The organism is Halalkalibacter wakoensis JCM 9140, from assembly GCF_000513095.1.
In the GTDB taxonomy this organism is placed as follows: domain Bacteria; phylum Bacillota; class Bacilli; order Bacillales; family Bacillaceae_D; genus Halalkalibacter; species Halalkalibacter wakoensis.
The window spans coordinates 13,735-34,664 of record NZ_BAUT01000041.1; the positions used below are offsets into that span (position 1 = coordinate 13,735).

The window sequence follows — 20,930 nt, forward strand, 5'->3', positions numbered from 1 at the left end:
ACCCCTCCTATTAAATTACTTTCGCTTCAGATTTAAGTAGTGTTACTAACTCTTTCACTTGTTCTGCTGGTTCTCCTTCTAGTACTTTTCCAGCTGCTTTAATTGGCGGTAAAAAGACTTCTACTGTTGTGGTTTTCGCTTCAACTTCATCTTCCTCTAGATCTAAGTCATCGAAATCTAGTGTTTCTAACGGCTTTTTCTTTGCTTTCATAATCCCTGGTAAAGATGGATAGCGCGGTTCATTTAAGCCTTGTTGAGCGGTGATTAATACAGGAAGCTCGACCTCAACTGTTTCTTGATCTCCTTCAACATCTCTTACCATTGTCGCTTTTCTCTCTTCAACTGCCAGTTTTGTAACCGTTGTCACTTGTGGAATATTTAAAATTTCCGCCAACCGCGGACCAACTTGGCCTGAACCGCCATCAACTGCCACATTTCCAGCTAAGATCATATCTATTTCTTGGTCTTTTAAGTAGCTGCTAGAATCGAAGCCGTAGAAAATTGATCTAACTCCTCTACCTCCTCACAATCTAGTAAGACCGCTTTATCTGCTCCCATTGCTAATGCTGTCCGAAGTTCTTTTTCAGCATCTTCTTCACCAACTGTGACAACCGTTACTTCCCCACCATGCTCATCGCGTAGAACGATTGCTTCTTCAATGGCATATTCATCGTAAGGGTTAATAATATATTCAGCCCCGCTATCATCAATCCGTCCACTGCTTAACGTGATTTTCTCCTCTGTATCAAACGTTCGTTTCATAATTACGAATATATTCATCTTAACCTCTCCTTTTTCTATTTTTTGACCTCTCTTGCTAACTCAGACGCAATAATATTTCGTTGAATCTCTGAAGTGCCTTCATAGATCGTGGTAATTCTAGCGTCTCGATAATAACGCTCAATCGGGTAGTCCTTCATATAACCAATTCCACCATGAATTTGTACAGCGATATCAGCAATCCGGTTATACACTTCAGAACCGTAAAGCTTTGCGATCGCAGCTTCTTTTACGACTCTTTGTTTCTGATCAGTCATCCAGGCAACACGGTACGTAAGAGAGCGAAGGGCTTCAATTTGCATCGCCATGTCAGCTAATTTATGCTGAATTACTTGTTGCTCATAAATCGGTTTACCGAATTGTTCCCTTTCAAATACATAATCAAGGCAATGCTCTAACAATCTTTCACATGATCCTAAATTTCGTGCAGATAAACCCGCTCGGCCATTTGCAAGTATTTTCAAAGCATTAATATAACCTTTTCCTTCTTCACCGAGCACGTTTTCAACTGGTACTTCTAAGTCTTCAAAAAACAATTCAACTGAATGAGAGCCACGAAGTCCCATTTTTTCTTCAACTGCTCCGACCTTAAAACCAGGAAAATCTTTTTCAACAATAAAAGAAGTGATTCCTTTCGCTCCCTTTTCAGGATCAGTTACTGCCATAACGGTGAAAACATGACCATCAACCCCGTTTGTAATGTAATGCTTTGAACCATTAATAATATATTTATCACCCTTTTTCTCTGCTCTGGTTTTTAAATTCGCTGCATTTGAACCCGCACTTGGTTCGGTTAAGGCAAAGGCTCCAATCCATTCCCCTGTTGCCATCTTTGGTAAATACTTTTGCTTTTGCTCTTCTGTTCCGAGCTCGACAATCCCTACACTTCCAATTCCTGTATGAGCCCCAACTAATGTTGTATAACCGTTATGAGTTTTACCAATTTCCTCATATATTGCACATTTGCCAACCATATCTAGACCCAGACCACCATATTCCTCTGGTATACTTAACCCAAAAAGTCCCATATCTCTTGTCATTTGCTTTATTCGTTCAGGAATCTCATTCGTTTCTTCAATTTCCATTGCGACACTTTCAACTTCATCTCTAATAAATTTCCGAACTCCTTTTCGTAGAAGTTCAATCTCTTCAGAGAAACCAAAATTCATTTTGTCTCACTCTCCTCTTTAAAACTCTAAACTTAAAAATTAGTTATATTGATAAAACCCTGAACCTGTCTTTCTTCCTAACTTACCGGCCTTTACATATTTAATTAATAGCGGGCAAGGTCGGTATTTTTCACCTAGTGTCTCGTAAAGATATTGCATATTACGTAACCTTGTATCTAAGCCGACTAAATCTGCTAATTCAAGCGGCCCCATCGGGTGGTTCAACCCTAACTTCATTGCTTTATCAATATCTTCAGCTGATGCAACCCCCTCCATCAGCATATTCATAGCCTCGTTCCCAATCAGACAATTCATTCGACTTGTAACAAAACCAGGAAATTCATTAATCTCAACCGTTTCCTTTTTCATTTGTTGCCCGACTTTTTCTACTTGCTGAAACGTTTCTTCTGACGTATCAAGTCCTTTAATAATCTCTATTAACTTCATTTTGTGGACAGGATTAAAAAAGTGCATCGCAATGACTTTGTCTGGGCGGGACGTTTGAGCACCAATCTCAGTTGGACTCATGGTCGAGGTGTTTGTGGCTAAAATCGTATCCGGTCGACAAAGTTGATCCAACTCCTTAAAAATTTTCACTTTTAATTCCATTAACTCTAGTACGGCTTCAATCACTAAGTCTGCTTCCTCCACACAAGTTGCTAAATCAGTAGAGAAGGTTAAATTGGCTAATGTCGACTGAATCTCTTCTTCTTCGATAAAACCTCTTGACGCACTTTTGGTTAGTTCACTTTCAATATATTGTTGGGCCTTTGCAAGCGATTCCTGATTGATATCGTTTACATGAACGGTAAAGCCATTAAGAGCGGCAACATAAGCGATCCCTCTTCCCATAACCCCTGAGCCGATGACAGCTACATTTTTCATTCTTGTTCACTCCTTCCGATGCATGATTGAATGCTAGTAGAAAATAAGATGTAACATATAAATAGAAAGGGTATAAACGCTGATAATGACAAGCGTAAAAATACCGTTCCATCTAATGGCTATATCTTTAAAGCCTCTATTTAACAAATTAAATAAAATGACATTAACAGCTGTAATGGGTGAAACAATCGTGGCAGATGTCCACGCGCACATCAAAGTTAAAGCAAAGATGACTGGATCAATCCCTATGTCAACGGCTACAACTGTTGTAGCAAGTGCACTGATCGTCACAATTTGATGGAGCCCTACCATAGCTAGTAAACCCGTAAAAAGAATAATAGAGAAGATTAAGAGTAAAACGGAAAGGTTCCCCAACGATACAATGATGTGATTAATAACTTCCCCTACAGGTGTTTTTGAAATAACTGAACCAAAATAACCTGCCGTAAGAAATAACACAATTTCATTCGCACTTAAATCAATAGCCTGCTTGCGATACTGCTTAAATCGAGCAAGAAATCCTTTTGGTGCTTTCAAATACAGACTCCATAATATAGACAAAAGCAAAGCTGCAATCGTCACACTAATGACCATTTTTATGTTAAAAAGGAAATCTAGTACAAAGACGAGTAAAAAAAACAAACAAAAAATAACAATTAATTCATTTAACTTTCTTAAACGAAAATGTGGTCTTTCTACTATTGTCCACTTCATCTTTTTCGATTCTTTTATAAAAAGGACATTACTGACCAGAAGGTGTAACAATCCAACAACGATTGCTGCCGGTAGATACGAATAGAGTGGGACATTAACTAGATGAAGCACCAGTAACAGCGATGCAAAAAAAGGTGACCACATAATAATCGCCGTAAATCCCCGCAAGTAACTTTTAGCTAAAAACTCTTCTGGCAATTGTAATTTTTTTAAAAGATCATCGATTAACCTGATCGTTCCCATATTGATAATAGGACCTAGTAGAAAGAACATCCCTGTAATTGAGAAAAATAACTTTCTAGAACTTCCGCTATAGCGTTTTATAAAATGCCCTACATGCTCATCGTACTTTCCTAACCCAATCGGGAATGATAAGATCGGAACGAACACAAGCAACACGACTAAAGGCAAATTAACCATTATACTCTCTTCCCAATTTTCAGCATTCCCACTACTAAACATGACAATGATCCCGATAAAGAGCATCGATGAACTAATGACTTTTGAGAAACCTTTTAATTTTGAAAGGAGTAATAGAATAACGATTAATGTGAGAAACCCTACTATTTTCTCCCCGTATGGGAGAGCAAAAAACGTATGGGTCAAAAACGAGATAGCGAGTACCCAAATCGACCAACTTCTTATCGACTCCACGGCTCACCCCCAATAATCGTTCGATTCTCCGTTTAAGATAAATGTCTCCAATTACCACACCACTTCGAGCTATGGCTGATTCTTTTACCCCCTCTTATTTACCTTGTTCAGTTTTCTTCTTTTGATTTACATTAAATTCAGATGCAAATTACATGCCAACTTTTCACTACTTCTAAGCTAGTTTTAAAAATCCTGATTTATCAGCGTTATTAGAAGAATCCTTTTCTCTTTTACACCAGACAACTAAAGAAGAAACAATCAGATGTGATTCAAAGGCGTATCCAATAATACAAAAGTGAATCATCGGCGAAAAAGCCTGATTTAAAAGGAAAAAACGACTGCATTGTCCAGAAAGAGGATGATACGAATTTGTATTAGCGGAACTTTCGTTAACTTGAACTAATTCCTTTAGAATGCAAAAGAGCGTTTCTAAGGCAAAAACCTTTAGAACACGCTCTTTTTTACGACTAAGTTCTTGGACCTCCTGCGACATATAACACTTGCCCACTGACAAAAGAGCTTGCCTCTAAAGCAAAGAAGAGGGCAGCATTGGCTATATCAGACGGTTTACCTGATCGCCCAACTGGAATCATTTTCTTGTTTGTTCGGATCAATTCTTTAAAGTCAATTCCAAGCCTCTGAGCCGTTGCCTTTGTCATATCCGTTTCAATGAACCCTGGTGCGATTGCATTAACAGTGATACCAAATCGACCGAGCTCAATAGCAAGCGTCTTCGTCAAGCCTTGAACTCCTGCTTTCGCGGCAGAATAGTTCGCTTGCCCTCTCTTCCCTAAGGCTGAGGTTGAAGAAATATTTATGATTCGTCCATACTGTTCACGCACCATGTATTGTTGAGCGATTTGGCTGCAATGAAAGCTTCCTTTTAAATGGACATTCATAACAGTATCCCAGTCTTCCTCCGTCATTTTAAAAAACAAATTATCGCGAATAACACCTGCATTATTGACAAGGATATCAATCTTTTTAAATTTATTTGCAATATGTTCAAACGTCTGTTCAACCTTTGTAAGTTGACAAACATCTACTTGAAAGGTTTCTAGTTCTAAACCCATTTTGAAACATTCCTTTTTTGTTTCATTCAAAGCAGTATCGTCTAGATCTAATACGCATACCTTTCCACCTTGAGCAGCAAACTTCTTGGCGATTTCCTTTCCAATTCCTTTGCTTCCTCCAGTAATGATAGCGACCTTCCCCTCTAATTGCTTCAATGCATCACTTCCTTTGTTCAATTACCTTAAATACACCAATACATTTTGAAATCAATACATGTTCTTTCGTACGAATTTCTCCTTCAACAGTCATGATCTTATGTCCTTGCTGAAGAATGGTAGCTGTTGCATACATCTCGCCTTCATATGCCGGTGCCAAATAATGAATGTTTAGATTCAATGTCACGCAATCTTTTTTAGTTTTCGCCCGGACGGCCATTCCTGTAATAATATCAAGCATGGACGCCTGAATGCCGCCATGTAACGTACCATTTACGTTTAACGCATAATCTCTAATTTGAAATGCTAGAACGACTTTATCCTCGGTGAATTCACTTACTTCAAAGCCTATATGATTCATAAATAAACTAGATTCTATTTTATTTTTCATCTCATTCAAGGTTAATGTAGTCATCTGTTATTTCCCCTGAAAATTAGGAGTTCGTTTCTCTAAGAAGGCTGCCGTACCTTCATTTTTATCTTCTGATGAAAATAAAATGGCTTGTGCTAATTTTTCAATCATCAAACCTGTTTGCATGTCCGTTTCGGTTCCTAGATTGACAGAAAGTTTGGCTAGCTTGACTGCTAACGGTCCTTTGGCTAAAATTTGTCCTGCTGTTTCCTTTACTTTTTCTAATAAATGATCAGACTCAACAAAGTCAGTAACTAACCCAATTCGGTAAGCTTCTTCAGCCGTGATGATTTTTCCGGTTAAGATCATTTCAAGTGCTTTGCCTTTTCCGACGATACGAGCTAAACGTTGTGTCCCCCCTGCTCCAGGAATAATTGATAAATTCAACTCTGGCAAGCCAAATTTGGCATTCGCAGAGGCAATTCGAATATCACAAGCCATCGCTAGTTCACATCCGCCACCAATAGCAAAACCGTTCACCATCGCGATGGTCGGTTTCTCATATGACTCAATGACAGTATAAACATTTTGCATCCCACTAGGATTAAAGGCATCTAGCATCGTTTTTTCCTTGAGCTGGCTAATATCAGCACCAGCTGCAAAGGATTTTCCACCCGCTCCTGTAAAGACAACACATCCTACTTCTTGATCATCCTTTAATAGATTAAGAGCATTAATGAACTCTTCCAACGTTTCTTTATTCAGGGCATTTCGTACTTCCGGACGATTTATTTTAATAAATCCAATTTGATTTTCCTTTGTCACTTCGATATTAGAAAATTTCACTGATAACCACTCCTTTTAATAAGCTATTAATCTCTTTCTAATGCTAAGGCAATTCCCTGACCACCACCAATGCAGGCCGTAACTAATCCTCTGTTTACCTTTCTTCGTTTCATTTCATAGACTAGTTTCGTAACGAGCATAGATCCAGTCGCAGCAATTGGATGCCCGTGAGCAATCGCTCCACCATTGACATTTACCTTTTCCAAATCAAATTCTAATTCACGTTGGCAGGCAAGCACCTGAGAGGCAAAAGCTTCATTTAGTTCAATTAAGTCGAAGTCAGCTAGATTCATTCCCGTTTTCTTTAATAACCTTTGTACAGCTGGGACAGGTCCAATTCCCATCACATTTGGGTCCACCCCTGCAACGCTCCAATCTTTTATTTTTGCTAAAACTTCTAATCCTCTTTCTTTTGCTAATTCTTCACTCATGATGACAAGAGCTGAAGCCCCGTCATTAACTCCTGATGAATTCCCAGCAGTGACACTCCCATCCTTTTTAAAGACAGGCTTCAATTTCATTAGACCTTCTAATTTCGTATTCGGACGAGGATGCTCATCTTTTTCAAAAGTAATCGGACCTTTCTTTCCTGGTAGCTGTATCGAGACCATTTGCTCATCAAAAAATCCGTTTTCGACTGCTCGTTGCATATTCTGCTGACTCCGGAGGGCAAACTGATCCTGCTCTTCCCTTGTAATGTTATATTTTTCGGCTAAATTTTCGGCTGTAATTCCCATACCGGGATCTCCAATAAAATCTGGAGACAGTCGTCTTTTTACAAATTGCGGAGGCAGTCGATCATATGGACGCTCTTGCGGCAAAAGCAAGTATGGCGACCTGGACATACTCTCCGTTCCACCTGCAAGAATAACTTCACTTGGGTTTAACTTCACTCGATCTGCCGCTAAGGCAACACTATTAATACCAGAGCCACACTGCCGATCAATGGTCATCCCCGGAACTTTAATTGGGAGACCCGCTTCTAGCAATGTTAATCTCGCCATATTGCCTCCACCAGATAAGCAGTTACCAAAAATAACATCACTTATTTCTTCCACGATAAGATTCGCTCTTTTGATCGCTTCTTGTATGACGCTGCCCCATAAACAGAAGGATCGATTGCCGCAAGTGCTCCTCCCTGCTTTGCAATAGGTGTTCTTACTGCTGATACAATGACGGCATTTACCATGATTCATGCCTCCTTTTCGTTAACTATATGTGTAAAAACCTTTTCCCGATTTTCTACCTAACTCTCCTCTTTCAACTTTCTCTTGAATCAACTTAGCAGGCTTATCAGATTCATTTCCTGATTCTTGATAGCGTTGCATTCGAACAAAGTAATTGACGTCAATTCCTGTTAAATCCATTAAAGCAAAAGGACCTATCGGGTGATTTAACGCTTTCGTACAAACTAAATCAATGTCTTCATGCGTGGCATAGCCATTTTCTAATAAATAAACGGCTTCATCCATTAATTTACCTAGTATTCGGTTTGCGACAAATCCTGAAATTTCTTTTTTCAATAAAACAGGTAATTTATGAATTGAATTCACAAACTCGACTGACATTTGTGCCGTTTGATCAGATGTATGTGGTCCCTGAACAACTTCTACAAGTTCCATAACTAGAGCTGGGTTAAAAAAGTGGACATTGCATACCTTATCTGGCCTTGATGTAACGTCTGCAAGTTTTGAACTGACAATGGTTGAGCTATTTGTCGCTAAAATAGCATGCTTCGGAGTGACTTCATCTAATTTTTTGAAAATTTCTCGCTTAATTGTCTAGTTTTTCTACTGCCGCTTCAATTACAAAATCCGCTGTATTTAATGAATGAATCGAAGTAGAAAAAGTTAGTCTAGCAAATCCTTCCTTAACTTGTTCTTCTGTTAATCTACCTTTTTTTATTCTTCTTTCCATATGTTCAGTAAGAGACTCTTTCGCTTTTTCTAAGCTTTCCTCACTAATATCTTGGAGAATCACGTCGTATCCAGCTAGTGCACACACCATTGCTATTTGTGATCCCATCGTTCCTGACCCTATAACAGCCACTTTTTTGATCGTCATCTAATCCACCCTTTCATTCTTCGCTTTTTCTTCCTCTATTAATTTACGCTTGAGCAGCTTCCCGACTGTATTTCTTGGCAATGAATCACGAATCTCAAATAGTTTGGGAACTTTATAACGAGTTAGATTTCGGTAGCAATGTCCCTTAAGCTCTTCAAGGTCAAGTTGATAGCCTTCTTTTACAACAACGTAAGCTTTCACTACTTCCCCTTTATCCAGATCAGGGAGGCCAACAACTACTGCTTCTTTTATATAAGGGTGTTCGTATAAAACACCTTCTACTTCTTGCGGATAAATGTTAAAGCCTCCATTAATAATCATTTCCTTCTTTCGTCCAACAATATAAAAATATCCATCATCATCCATCATCGCTAGATCACCCGTATAGAGCCAACCATTTTGTAATGCTTGGAGCGTCTCTACTTCATTATTCCAGTAGCCTTTCATGACTTGAGGACCCTTGATAATTAATTCTCCGACGGATTTAGTAGGGAGTTCATTGTTATCATCATCGACGACTTTACAATCTGTACCTGGTAAAGGGATTCCGATACTCCCTACTTTTCTTACTCCCAAAAAAGGATTTCGATGAGTAGATGGAGACGTTTCAGACAGACCAAAGCCCTCACCAATAATAGCACCTGTTAAACTTTCAAACTTTTTAATGATCTCGACTGGCAATGGAGCTGATCCACTTGAACAAAACTTTAAGCAATCTAAACCATATTGATCGACATTTGGGTGATTAACGAATGCATTGTACATGCGGGGCACACCTGGAAAAAACGTCGGTTGGTATGTCTGAATACTTTCTAGCACTTCCTGTATCTCGAATTTCTTAAATAATAGAATGGTGCTACCAATATAAATCCCTAAATTCATCGCACTTGTCATCGCATATACGTGATACAGCGGAGTCGCGGTTAAGACCATTTCTTTTCCATCCTTCATGTCATTGCCATACATGAGCCGGCTTTGAATAACATTTGCTACTAGGTTATAATGTGTTAACATTGCTCCTTTGATTTTCCCGGATGTTCCTCCTGTATATTGAATAACAGCTATATCCTCGCGAACTGATATGTCTGCAGGCCTAATTGTCAGAGAGCCATTTTTTATTAAGTCCGCTAATAAATAACTACTATTATGGTCAACTTCCTCTGTTTTTTCTCCTGCAAGAATGAGTGAATTGAAGGGGTACATAAATTGGACTTGGTTTACAATATCAAGGGAGTCACGCTCTACCACCATATGATTTAGTTTTGAATTATCGACGATTTGGAACAATTCTCGTGGGGTGTACATTGGATTGATTTGAACAACAATTAAACCTAATGCTTGAGCTGCATAATAGCTGACAATGTAATCCGGATGATTGGATAGCATTAAGCCAATTCTTTCTCCCTTTTTCATTCCTAAACGGTTAAAAGAATCTGCTAATTTATTGACACGATTTAAAAGCTGTGGATACGTAATCTTTTTTCCTTCAAAGATAATGGCAGCACGATCTTGAAATCTTTCTGCTGTCTTTTTTAAGATCATATATAAAGATACTTCTGGAATAATCAGTTCCTCTGGCTTCACGGGTAACGCTTTCTGCCATGGGCGTGTCATCTACTATATTCACCCTTTCAATCTAGATTGATAATTTAGAGCAACCACTTATGAAATGGTTGCTCATAAAAGTAAGCCTTAGTTTAATGCGCTAACTTCTTCATAGTATTTTTTCGCTCCAGGATGCAGCATTTCTTCATTTATCCCGTCTAAAGCGGTGTCAAGTGTAAAGTTTTCAGCACGGCCTGGTACCGACCTTTCAAATTCAGACATGTTTTCCCAGAACATTTTTGTTAAATGATAAACGTAGTCTTCGTTTAAATCATTAGAAACCGTTAGCATTGTAACAAGAGTGTACGTAGGAATGTCCTCATCCTGTCCTTTGTATGAACCTGCTGGAATATTCTCATAAGAGATACCATAGCCACGACTTTGTAAGCTTTCTAGCTGTTCTTGATCAATTGGAATGATCTTTACTTCTCTCGTTAATTCAATTTCTTGCAATGAGGTTACTTGCGGGGCTCCTCCACCAACAAAGACGTCGACATTTCCATCTGTCAGCATCGAAGCTCCATCGGAATAATTACCATATGAGATCCTCCCACCAGCTTGCTTGATCGTCTCTTCGTCATATCCATACTCTTCCATCATTCTCCAGAAGGCTACTGGTCCGCCACCATTTTGGGGACCTAAGAAAATATGCTTGCTGATAATATCTTCAATGGTATTAATCTCGTTACGATCTGCCAGAGTCGCTATTGTTTGAAAAACTGGATATATAGAAGCTAGACCTGCAGGCTTTGTTAATGCCTCTTCGAAATCACCATTTCCTTCTATAGCATCAATAAAATCAGAAGTATAGTTGATACTATATTCAATATCACCAAGCTCCATTGCTTTTAAATTTGAAACTGATCCCCCCTCTAGTTGAGATGCATTCAACCCATCAAATCCATCCATATAAACTTCTGATAGCGTTGTTGTAATCGGATACCAGCCCGAACCCATTGGACCCGATCCAATTCGTAAAAAACGATCCTGAGGTTGAACTTTTTCTGCAGGCGCATCATTACTAGATTCGCTCGTCGTCTCCTCTTGTTTCACTTCACTATCTGTTTGTTCTCCCCCACATGCAACCAAGACAGTCAGTAACAAGCCAGCCAGAATTATACTAACTAATTTTTTGCTCATGTTTATCCCCCATTCTATTGTTTGACCATTCATCACTTAAGCCGATAGTTGTTTTGGTACATTATTATTTTTGGATTTTTGCCAAAGAAAAACGATGATCAAAGCAGCTATTCCAAATAAGTCACCTGCTATTCCTGGAACCACTAAACCAACTGCTCCCACAAATAAAAGAATTCTTTGTATAACACTCAAGAGCTGAATAAAATAGCCCTCTATTGATGCCGCAAGTAAGAAGCAGCTAATTAAAGCGCTTACAGTTACGAGCGTGATCTCTAGAGTATTTCCTCCTTGCATAAGGAGTTGCGGATTGTAGACAAATATAAACGGAAGGAAGAACCCGCCAAAGCCAATTCTCATCGCATACAATGCCGTTCCATTTGGATTTGAACCTGCAATTCCTGCGGTCGTATATGCCGTTATAGCAACAGGAGGTGTTAGTCCAGATAATACTCCAAAATAGAAAACAAACATGTGTGCAGCAATTAAATTCACTCCCAGATCGGTTAAGGCTGGTACGCCTAAAATAGACAAAATTACATAAGCTGATACAGTAGGCATTCCCATCCCCAAAATGATTGAAGCAACTGCCATTAATAGTAGTAAAACGAACAAATTGCCACCGGCAAGATCAACCATAAATCGCGAAAAAGTTAATCCTAATCCTGTAAGGGAAACAGCCCCCACAACAATTCCTGCCATCGCACAGGCTGCAATAACAGCAAGTGCACTCTTCGTTCCATTCTCTAAAGCTGCTAAAATCTTTAGTAAGTCCATTCTCGTTTTTTTACGAATCCAGCTTAAAACAACCGTCGCAATGATCGCATAAAATCCAGCTTTCATTGGGCTGAATCCATAAATCATTAACCCAATAATAAGGGCAATAGGAAGGAACAAGTAACTTTGTTTTAACAAAACTTCCTTTACACTTGGCAGCTGTTCCTTCGGGATTCCTTCAAGCTTTAAACGTTTTGCATGGAAATAGACGATAAAACCAGCAATTAAAAAGTAAATCACGGCTGGTATTAAAGCATAAAATGCTAATTTAATATAGGGGACTCCAGTTGCTTCAGCCATAATAAAAACAGAAGCTCCCATGATCGGTGGCATAATTTGCCCACCTTGAGAGGCTACGGCCTCAACAGCAGCCGCAAACTTCTTTTTATAACCTAACTTTTTCATCAATGGAATCGTAAAGGATCCCGTAATGGCTGCATTTGCCGCTCCGTTTCCAGTAATCGTTGAAACTAATGCGCTCGCTCCTACAGCAGAAAGAGCCGGACCACCCGATTTATTTCCTAACGCTCCAAAAGCAAAGTTCGTAAAAAATTGTCCGCCGCCTGATTTCATTAAAAAGGATCCAAAGATGACAAACAAAATAAGCATCGTCGAACTAACGTAAATCGGTGAACTAAAAATCCCTAAAGTACTATTAAACATCTGATCAATGACTTTGCCATAACGTACACCTGGATGTGCTAACGCTCCCGGAAAATATTGACCTAAAAAGATATAAGCTAGGAAAAACAGCCCAATAAATGACATCAACAAGCCATTTGTTCTTCTCGTTGCTTCAAGAATTAAAGCTAATAGCACGGTACCAAACATCATATCATTCGTACTGACATTCCCCTGCCTGCTCTGAATCCCTTGTGCATCAAACAACATATAGGCAGCGGTAGCCAATGTGATTAAGACAAAAATAACATCAACCCAGCCAAATTCCTTTCCTTTTTTGAAAGGGAACAAGAGAAAGATTAACAGCAAGGCCCAAATAACGTGGACACTTCTTTGTTGCCATGACGGCAATGTCCCATAACCTGCCGTATAGATGTGAAAGAGCGATAACCCAATAGCAAGAACGGCAATAATCAAAGACAACACTCGAGCCCTATTCCACTTTGAACCTCTCGTTTTCCAAAGTGTTTCGATATAGGATGGTTTTTCTTGAATCTCTGTATCGATTTTTTTAGGAGATTTACTTGCTTCTTTCACATTTTCACCACCTTAAACTTAACTCACGATAAAATAGTCCTTACAAAGCCCAGGTGCGTAATCTTAAGTTTCTTCAAGAATTCGTCTTGAAATAATCACTTTTTGAATCTCATTTGTTCCTTCGTAAATTTTTGTAATTCTAGCATCTCTATAAAAGCGTTCGACAGCGTATTCAGCAATATAGCCAATTCCACCATGTATTTGTAATGCTTGATCAGCTACTCGATTATATACGTCAGAAGCAAACAACTTCGCCATCGCAGCTTCTTTAATAACTTTTTTCCCTTCATCAATTTTTACTGCAGCACTCATTGCCAAAGCTCTTGCTGCCTCCGTTTCTGTAGCCATCTCAGCTAACATCCATTGAATTCCTTGATTACTTGCAATCGGTTTACCAAACTGAATTCTTTCCTTCGCATACTTAGCAGACAATTCAATCAATTTGTCACAGGAACCAACCGCTCTTGCCGCTAAACCAACACGACCTTCTCCTAGAATAGTTAACGCATTAATATAGCCCATGCCGACTTCTCCAATGACATTTTCCTGAGGAACAATACAATCTTCAAAAATAATCTGAGACGTGTATGAACCACGCAGCCCCATTTTTTTATCTTTTTTACCAACAATTAATCCAGGAAAATCCTTTTCAATTAAAAATGCAGTTATTCCTCCCTTGGCTCCTTTTTCTCTATCCGTAAGGGCAAAGACAGTAAATACATCCGCGACTGGTCCATTCGTAATGAAATGCTTTGTTCCATTTACCACCCAATAGTCACCTTTTTTTTCAGCTGTTGTCGCTAAATTCGTTGCATCCGATCCGGCTCCCGGCTCAGATAAAGCAAATGCTGCAATTTTATTACCTGCGGCCATGTCTGGTAAATATTTGCGCTTTAATGATTCAGATGCTAATTTGACCAATCCTGTACTTCCAATCCCTGTGTGCGCACTGATTAAGGATACGAAGCCATTATGCGTTCTCCCTAGTTGCTCCAATACAACAGCCTTCCCAACTGTATTAAGGCCAATCCCACCATATTCTTCTGGTATACTCATCCCAAAGAGGCCAAGTTCTTTTGCTTTCTCAACAAGGTGCTGAGGGATCACATCTTCTTCTTCTATTTGCTGGGCATATGGTTCAACTTCCTTCTCCACAAAGTTCCGAACCATCGTTTTCATTTGTTGCAATTCATCTGTTAGAACAATTGTCATTTGAAATTCCTCCTAAATGGTTATTCATTGTTTAAAATGCAATGTTCATGCCAATCTTTTAAAAGTGAGGATTTTTCCTATAATTGTATACGTTCTCATTGCTAAACCAGGGAAATAGACGCATTTTAGGAACATGCTCTCTCTTTGCTGATTAAACAAATTCTTTTAAAAAATTCAAGAATGAATTCCAAATATTGAAAAACCTTATAAACCCTAGGAATTTAATGATTCAATTATGTATTGTAATGATTTATATTTATTAGCAAAAAGGGAGAACCCCCTAAAAGGATCTCCACGTGTAATTCATCTACTGTTTAATTGTTATCTTGTATTTCTTTAATTTTCTTACAATAGTTGGTTGACTCGTTGCTAAAGCTTTAGCAATCTCATACGTATTATCATATTTCTTAGCAGCATTAGCTAATATCTTTTCTTCCGTAAATTCAACCGCCTCTTTTAAAGTAAGAGAATCTGTTATCATTTCATTTATATGGGACGTCTCCCGATATTCAAAAGGTAAATTATCAATCGATAAGAAATCGGCTTCCGTTGTTAAAACCATTCTTTCTATTAGATTAGCCAACTCTCTTGTATTTCCTGGCCAATGATAATTTTTTAAGAAATCCTTTAATTTTTTATCTAGAATCTTATGAAAACCATACTTTTTATTCACTTGATTTAAAAACAAACCGACTAAGGGAAGAATATCATCCCTTCGATCACGTAATGGTGGAATGCAGATTGGAATAACATTTAAGCGATAAAACAAGTCTTCCCTGAATGTACCTTCATTCACCATTTCCTTCAAATTACGATTTGTTGCAGCAATGACGCGAACATTGACCTTTTTCGTTTTTGTCCCGCCAATTCGTTGGATTTCTTGTTCTTGCAATGCTCGTAATAATTTCACTTGAAGGGAAAGCGTTAATTCTCCTATCTCATCCAAAAAAAGAACACCATTATTCGCCAACTCAAACATACCTGGCTTCCCGTTTTTGCTTGCTCCCGTAAAAGCCCCACTCTCATACCCGAATAATTCAGACTCTAATAAATCTGGAGGAATCGCTCCACAGTTAATTTTGATAAACTCGCCATCTTTTGCTCGTAAACTATTGTTAAATATAAACTTAGCTAGGACATCCTTACCAACCCCGGTTTCACCTAATATGAGCACCGTAGCATCTACATTGGAAATACGCTGAGCCGTCTCGTAAACCATCTTCAACTCTTGACTCGAAACAATAATCCCCTCTATATTCCTATTACCTCCCTTTAACTTTTCCAATTCTTTCTTATAATTTTCATTTAACTCATTTGCTTTTCTTAAAGCTAATTGCAGTTCATTGAGCTCAGATAAATCTCTAATATTTGTTACGACTTTCTCTACTTCACCATTTTTATTAAAAACAGGATTCCCCGTAATTAACGTTTCTTTCCCTTTAAAATTTGCTTGAACGATCGAAACAGTCCTTTTTTCTTTCACTACTTTATGGGTCACTGAGTTTTCTAAAATGCCTCTCTTTATCAAATTGTCTACTTTTTTTCCTATGTAATATTCCTTTGGGATACCTGTTATTCTCTCAATTGACGTATTTGTTTTCAATGTTCTTCCTTCAGAATCAGTAATATATATACCATCATACGAATTTTCAATAATCGTATCTAATTCTCGATTGAGTTGCTCGGTTTCTTTTAATTTTTTGATTAACTTTTCGATGGAACTTGATTCAATACCCATATATAAATAAAAGTCACCATAATCCCTTAGCTCAGATTTCACGAAAAGATAAGAGGCTTGATCCGCATTTGTAAAAATAAATTTATCATCCGTTTGATCCATTAGTAAATGAATGATGTTTTTTGTTTCTGCCTTTTCGACAAACACCTGCATTTTATTGTTTTGAAATTCAACATTTCCTTTTATGTCCGTAACAAACGATGGATTAGGCAATAAATTTAAGAATTCGAAATCCAATAGAAAACTCCCCCTTCTATTACAAATGAAGAAAAATGAAATGAAATTACTTTCATATTCAGTAGTGATAATGAACAGAACAGTTTCTACTATATTTTAAAATGAAGAAGTTGCACCACCAAAATTAAAGCGCATACATTTTTATGGTTCGTCTTATTTCTTCATACTATTTCCCTATTCCAACTGATTTCTTTAGATATACTAACAATATCATAGGTTTTCTAAATTAACCATCACGTATTTATTAACACAGATAAGGGGTTGTCCTTAAAGGTGAAATTTACCTTTAGGACACCCCCGAAACATATATGATATCGCTATACTCGCCTCGAGCCTGGCTTCCCTTTCGAGACGGGTAAACGAATGGAGCCTTACTATCCCTCTCTTTGCCATTGAGAGAGCCGTTAAAATGGTGACCTTCCCCCTAAAGGGAAGCTCCACCATCTACAACAAGTGTTTGGCCTGTTACAAAATCACTTGCAGAAGAGGCTAGATAAAGAGCTGCCCCTTTTAACATGTTCTCATCCCCAATCCGTTTTAACGGAATGTGGGAAACAATATCTTTCCCTTTTCTATCTAGTACTGCCTTGGTCATTGTCGTCGGAAAAAATCCAGGAGCAATTGAATTTACATAGACTTGATGCTTTGCCCATTTTCTTGCTAAATCTTTTGTGAAGTGGATCACAGCAGCCTTACTTGTGCTATACCCAATTGCATTTAGTACTTCTTCAGGTTCCGCTTTTAAACCAGCGACAGAAGCAATGTTTATAATTTTTCCAGATCCCTTTTGAATCATCGATTTCCCAACCTCTTGAGACATTAAGAACGTCCCTTTCACGTTCACATTCATAACTTTATCCCAAGCTTCCGCTGGCATATCTTCAACCGTCGCTCCCCAAGTTGCACCGCTATTATTAACTAAAATGTCAATCCTTCCAAACTGAGAAAGTACTTTATTGACCACTGCCTTGACATCATCTTTACTAGTAACATCACAAGCGAGTGCTAACGTCTTAACCCCTTTTTCTCCTAATTGATCGGCCGTTTCTTGGCAATTTTCTAACTTTCTTGAACAAATAGCCATGTGACAACCGGCTTCTGCCAAAGCCTCCGCGATTTGTTTCCCTAACCCCCTCCCTCCTCCTGTAACTAAAGCTACTTTTCCTGTCAAATCGAATAATTGAAAGACGCTCATTGTGTTCCTCCCTTTTGTAATGGTCACGTTAGCTTTAATGTTCTTGTAGAATCTTGAAGTATGCTCATACATTAAACTTTTCTTTATAGAAGCAAACCTACATATGTTCAACCATAATGGCCATACCTTGACCGCCCCCAACACATAATGTAGCAATCCCAAATTGCTCCTTTCGTTTTTGCATTTCATGGATTAATGAGGTGACAATTCGACAGCCTGTCGCTCCAAGAGGGTGACCTAATGCAATTGCCCCACCATTTACATTCACTTTTTCAATGTTTAAACCCGCTTCCCGAATAACAGCCAATGATTGAGAGGAAAAAGCTTCATTTAATTCAATTAATCCGATCTCATTAAGATCTTTACCGGTGCGTTTCAGCAATTTTGAGATCGCAGGTACTGGTCCAATTCCCATCACTTCAGGCGATACGCCAGCTGTAGCCCAATCAACAATTCTAGCAAGTGGCTTTAAGCCCAGTTCCTGTGCTTTCACACTAGACATTAGAACAACAGCTGCAGCCCCATCATTTCTTCCACACGCATTTCCTGCTGTAACAGAACCATTTTCTCTGAATGCCGGCTTTAGTTTTGTTAACGCTTCCAAAGTTGTGTTTGGTCTAGGAAACTCATCCGTATCAAAGATGAAACTTCTCTTTCTTTCTTTTACATCGATTGGAACGATTTCATCCTGAAAGCGCCCATTATTAATTGCTTCTGCAGCTTTTTGTTGACTAAATAAAGCAAAATGATCTTGGTCTTCACGTGAAACTTGATAGCGTTCAGCTACATTTTCAGCGGTCATTCCCATACCGAGGTGACTTCCGTATATCTCCTGTGGCTGTTGACCATTCTCCGTATTTGAATCAACTAATGTTGGATTCCCTTCCCCAAAACGAGAATTTCTTAAATAAAAGGGCGCTCGACTCATATTTTCCGTTCCACCCGCCACGACGATTTCAGAATGATCTAGCAGAATTTGCTGGGTTCCGGAAACAATCGCTTCCATTCCAGACGCGCATAATCGGTTCACCGTAAAAGCAGAAGCAGACTCTCTCACTCCAGCTCTTAATGAAGCGACCCTAGCCACATTAGAAGATTCCGTTGTTTGCCTGACCTCTCCTAAAATAACTTCATCTACTAGTTCAGGATTGACCTTCCCTCTTTTTAATGCTTCCTTTATAACGATTGCTCCTAAGTCTCCTGAACTCACTCCCTTTAATGAACCACCAAAGCGACCAACTGCCGTACGGACGGCACTAACGATGACGACGTCGTTTCTCATCATTATCTCCCTCTTTTCCAATTAGTTTTTGCCACTACTTGCTCCGAATGATCTTAAATGTAGCCACACCTTTGGCGACTAACTGACCTTCTTGATCCTTAATAAATCCTTCTGCTGTTGCAATCTTATAACCTTGTTGAATGATTTCTCCCGTTGCAGTAAGTAAAGCCCCCAATTTTACTGGTGCAAGATAATTGATCGTTAAACTAATGGTAATAACTGGACAGTTTACGGCCATGGCAATAGAATCCCCTATGACATTATCCATCATGGACGCCATCACACCACCATGCACAATACCTTTATTATTTAAATGAAATTCTTCCACTTTTAAGGTCGTAATGACCTTTTTATGATTAAGGTTTACATCAAAGTTAAGATGATTAGAAAAGGGGCCCCTTTTTGAAGGTGGAGAATCTAACATATCCAATGGATTCACTCCTCTCAATTTTTTAACTCTTGTATAGATTCTTATAGACATTAAGTGACTACCTTTCTTCAAGCAAAAAACATGCCAAAAAAAAAGGGTATCTCAAATCGTTGTTTTTTGAACGTTTGAGGTATCCTCGAAGTAAAGAAAGCCTTTCAGTTTCCCACTTCTAACCAAAAGCTTCAACTTGATATGAATTACGTATCCTTGGAAAGAACTTTAGAGGTTGCTACTAATAACAATAAAAAGATTCAAAATTGAATAATCATTAAGGTTAACGGCTAATTTATTCGATTCATTTTTGTTCATTAATTCAAATATGAATCAGGCTGCGATCTATTTGAATGATCAATAAATAATAATATAGAATAAATGGTCTTTAATACCGGAACATTCAAACCAATCTTCTCTCCTGATTTTACAAAATATCCACATAGAGCTTCGATTTCCATTGGCTTTTTATTCTTGTAATCTTGTAGCATAGACGTTGTATGGTGTTTAGCGCTCTCAGCATTTTTAAACACTCGTGATTCCATTTCTTTTGTAATCTCAATCTTATGATGCTTTGCTACTTCAACTATTTCTTTTAAAACTAATTCAGCCGTTCTCCTCAATTTTTGATCATCTAAAATTTCCCCTACGGATGCACTCGACACAACTGACAGTGGATTAAAAGTGACATTCCATAATGATTTTTCCCATTTCTTTTTTGTAATTTCACTTGAATATTTACTTTGTATACCTGCTTCTTGAAATAAACGAATAACTTGATCAGTCATTTCTTTTTGTACCGAGGTTAAATTTCCGATGATAAACATATGCTTTCCACTTTGTTCCACCTTACCGGGCTCTTCCACTCTAGCTGTCACATAGGCCACTCCTGAAAGGATCCATTCTCTTCCAAACATCTCACTTAAAATTTCTTCATTAATGACTCCATTCTGTAAGCTTAATAGATACGTATTTTTCGTCAGATACCGTTTTATTTGTTGACAGACTTCAACCGTTTCTGTAGATTTAACCGTAATTATTAACAAATCGCTCCCGCCACAGTACTAAAATCATCTGAAAAATTTCCACTTACCTTAATCGTTTCGTCTTCATGATTAACTGTTAATCCATTTTCTTTCATTTTCTCTAAGTGTCTGCCACGTGCAAGAAATGTAACATCATTTCCAGCTTGTTGTAATAAACCACCTATAAAACCTCCAACAGCCCCAGCACCTACAATGATTATTTTCATCAAATCCCACCTAACAGATTATTTCTCTACTATAGATGCAACTATTGTGCCATTTCTTTCAATTAGCCTCTATTAGTTGAGTACGGTGCACGAAATTTATCCATCTCTCTTTCCAAACTAATTAGACAGCAAAAAAACACAACCCAATGGGTTGTGTTTTATC

At 38.3% G+C, this 20,930-nt stretch carries 18 protein-coding genes and 2 pseudogenes; all 20 read right to left on the bottom strand.

The genetic code is table 11. From position 1 onward, the window contains the following. Positions 1 to 10: 10 nt before the first annotated feature. Positions 11 to 780 (bottom strand): annotated as a pseudogene (locus JCM9140_RS14580) (electron transfer flavoprotein subunit beta/FixA family protein). 17 nt (positions 781 to 797) lie between these two features. Beyond that, entirely contained in the window at positions 798 to 1,949 is a 1,152-nt protein-coding gene (locus JCM9140_RS14585) for an acyl-CoA dehydrogenase family protein (RefSeq protein WP_034747981.1), read from the bottom strand. Positions 1,950 to 1,988: 39 nt separating this feature from the next. Further along, a complete protein-coding gene (locus JCM9140_RS14590; protein ID WP_034747983.1) occupies positions 1,989 to 2,834 on the bottom strand; it encodes a 3-hydroxyacyl-CoA dehydrogenase in 846 nt (281 codons plus the stop codon). Positions 2,835 to 2,867: 33 nt separating this feature from the next. Next, a complete protein-coding gene (locus JCM9140_RS14595; protein ID WP_034747985.1) occupies positions 2,868 to 4,202 on the bottom strand; it encodes a hypothetical protein in 1,335 nt (444 codons plus the stop codon). A gap of 467 nt (positions 4,203 to 4,669) precedes the next feature. Continuing rightward, positions 4,670 to 5,431 (bottom strand): SDR family NAD(P)-dependent oxidoreductase, encoded by a 762-nt coding sequence (locus JCM9140_RS14605; RefSeq protein WP_034748004.1) that lies wholly within the window; start codon positions 5,429 to 5,431, stop codon positions 4,670 to 4,672. A gap of 4 nt (positions 5,432 to 5,435) precedes the next feature. Then, complete coding sequence (locus JCM9140_RS14610) at positions 5,436 to 5,846, bottom strand: PaaI family thioesterase (RefSeq protein WP_034747989.1); 411 nt, start codon at positions 5,844 to 5,846, stop codon at positions 5,436 to 5,438. Positions 5,847 to 5,849: 3 nt separating this feature from the next. Continuing rightward, complete coding sequence (locus JCM9140_RS14615; RefSeq protein ID WP_034747991.1) at positions 5,850 to 6,629, bottom strand: enoyl-CoA hydratase/isomerase family protein; 780 nt, start codon at positions 6,627 to 6,629, stop codon at positions 5,850 to 5,852. 26 nt (positions 6,630 to 6,655) lie between these two features. Continuing rightward, positions 6,656 to 7,821 (bottom strand): annotated as a pseudogene (locus JCM9140_RS14620) (thiolase family protein). A gap of 16 nt (positions 7,822 to 7,837) precedes the next feature. Next, a complete protein-coding gene (locus JCM9140_RS14625) occupies positions 7,838 to 8,407 on the bottom strand; it encodes a 3-hydroxyacyl-CoA dehydrogenase family protein (RefSeq protein ID WP_369384435.1) in 570 nt (189 codons plus the stop codon). After that, positions 8,403 to 8,693, bottom strand: coding sequence for a 3-hydroxyacyl-CoA dehydrogenase family protein (locus JCM9140_RS25255; RefSeq protein ID WP_369384434.1), 291 nt, complete (start codon positions 8,691 to 8,693; stop codon positions 8,403 to 8,405). Before JCM9140_RS25255 ends, JCM9140_RS14625 begins: the two co-directional genes overlap by 5 nt. Further along, the gene (locus tag JCM9140_RS14630) at positions 8,694 to 10,307 is read right to left on the bottom strand and encodes a long-chain-fatty-acid--CoA ligase (protein ID WP_034747992.1); all 1,614 of its coding nucleotides are present in this window, start codon (positions 10,305 to 10,307) and stop codon (positions 8,694 to 8,696) included. It abuts the gene before it with no gap. A gap of 78 nt (positions 10,308 to 10,385) precedes the next feature. After that, positions 10,386 to 11,438: a TAXI family TRAP transporter solute-binding subunit gene (locus tag JCM9140_RS14635; RefSeq protein ID WP_034747994.1), complete on the bottom strand. Its 1,053-nt coding sequence runs from the start codon at positions 11,436 to 11,438 to the stop codon at positions 10,386 to 10,388. A 36-nt stretch (positions 11,439 to 11,474) separates the two neighbouring features. Then, positions 11,475 to 13,430 carry a TRAP transporter permease gene (locus JCM9140_RS14640; protein WP_081727707.1) on the bottom strand — a complete coding sequence of 652 codons (1,956 nt, stop codon included), beginning with the start codon at positions 13,428 to 13,430 and terminating at the stop codon, positions 11,475 to 11,477. Positions 13,431 to 13,493: 63 nt separating this feature from the next. Next, positions 13,494 to 14,642 (bottom strand): acyl-CoA dehydrogenase family protein, encoded by a 1,149-nt coding sequence (locus JCM9140_RS14645; RefSeq protein WP_034747996.1) that lies wholly within the window; start codon positions 14,640 to 14,642, stop codon positions 13,494 to 13,496. A 307-nt stretch (positions 14,643 to 14,949) separates the two neighbouring features. Further along, a complete protein-coding gene (locus JCM9140_RS14650; RefSeq protein WP_052002285.1) occupies positions 14,950 to 16,617 on the bottom strand; it encodes a sigma-54 interaction domain-containing protein in 1,668 nt (555 codons plus the stop codon). 424 nt (positions 16,618 to 17,041) lie between these two features. After that, positions 17,042 to 17,812, bottom strand: coding sequence for an SDR family oxidoreductase (locus JCM9140_RS14655; RefSeq protein ID WP_034747998.1), 771 nt, complete (start codon positions 17,810 to 17,812; stop codon positions 17,042 to 17,044). 97 nt (positions 17,813 to 17,909) lie between these two features. After that, positions 17,910 to 19,094, bottom strand: coding sequence for a thiolase family protein (locus JCM9140_RS14660; protein ID WP_034748010.1), 1,185 nt, complete (start codon positions 19,092 to 19,094; stop codon positions 17,910 to 17,912). Between the two features lie 34 nt (positions 19,095 to 19,128). After that, positions 19,129 to 19,518 (bottom strand): PaaI family thioesterase, encoded by a 390-nt coding sequence (locus tag JCM9140_RS14665; RefSeq protein WP_034748012.1) that lies wholly within the window; start codon positions 19,516 to 19,518, stop codon positions 19,129 to 19,131. Between the two features lie 314 nt (positions 19,519 to 19,832). After that, the gene (locus JCM9140_RS14670; RefSeq protein WP_034748000.1) at positions 19,833 to 20,561 is read right to left on the bottom strand and encodes a ketopantoate reductase family protein; all 729 of its coding nucleotides are present in this window, start codon (positions 20,559 to 20,561) and stop codon (positions 19,833 to 19,835) included. Then, positions 20,555 to 20,767, bottom strand: coding sequence for a ketopantoate reductase family protein (locus JCM9140_RS24940; protein WP_034748001.1), 213 nt, complete (start codon positions 20,765 to 20,767; stop codon positions 20,555 to 20,557). Before JCM9140_RS24940 ends, JCM9140_RS14670 begins: the two co-directional genes overlap by 7 nt. Between the last annotated feature and the right edge of the window lie 163 nt (positions 20,768 to 20,930).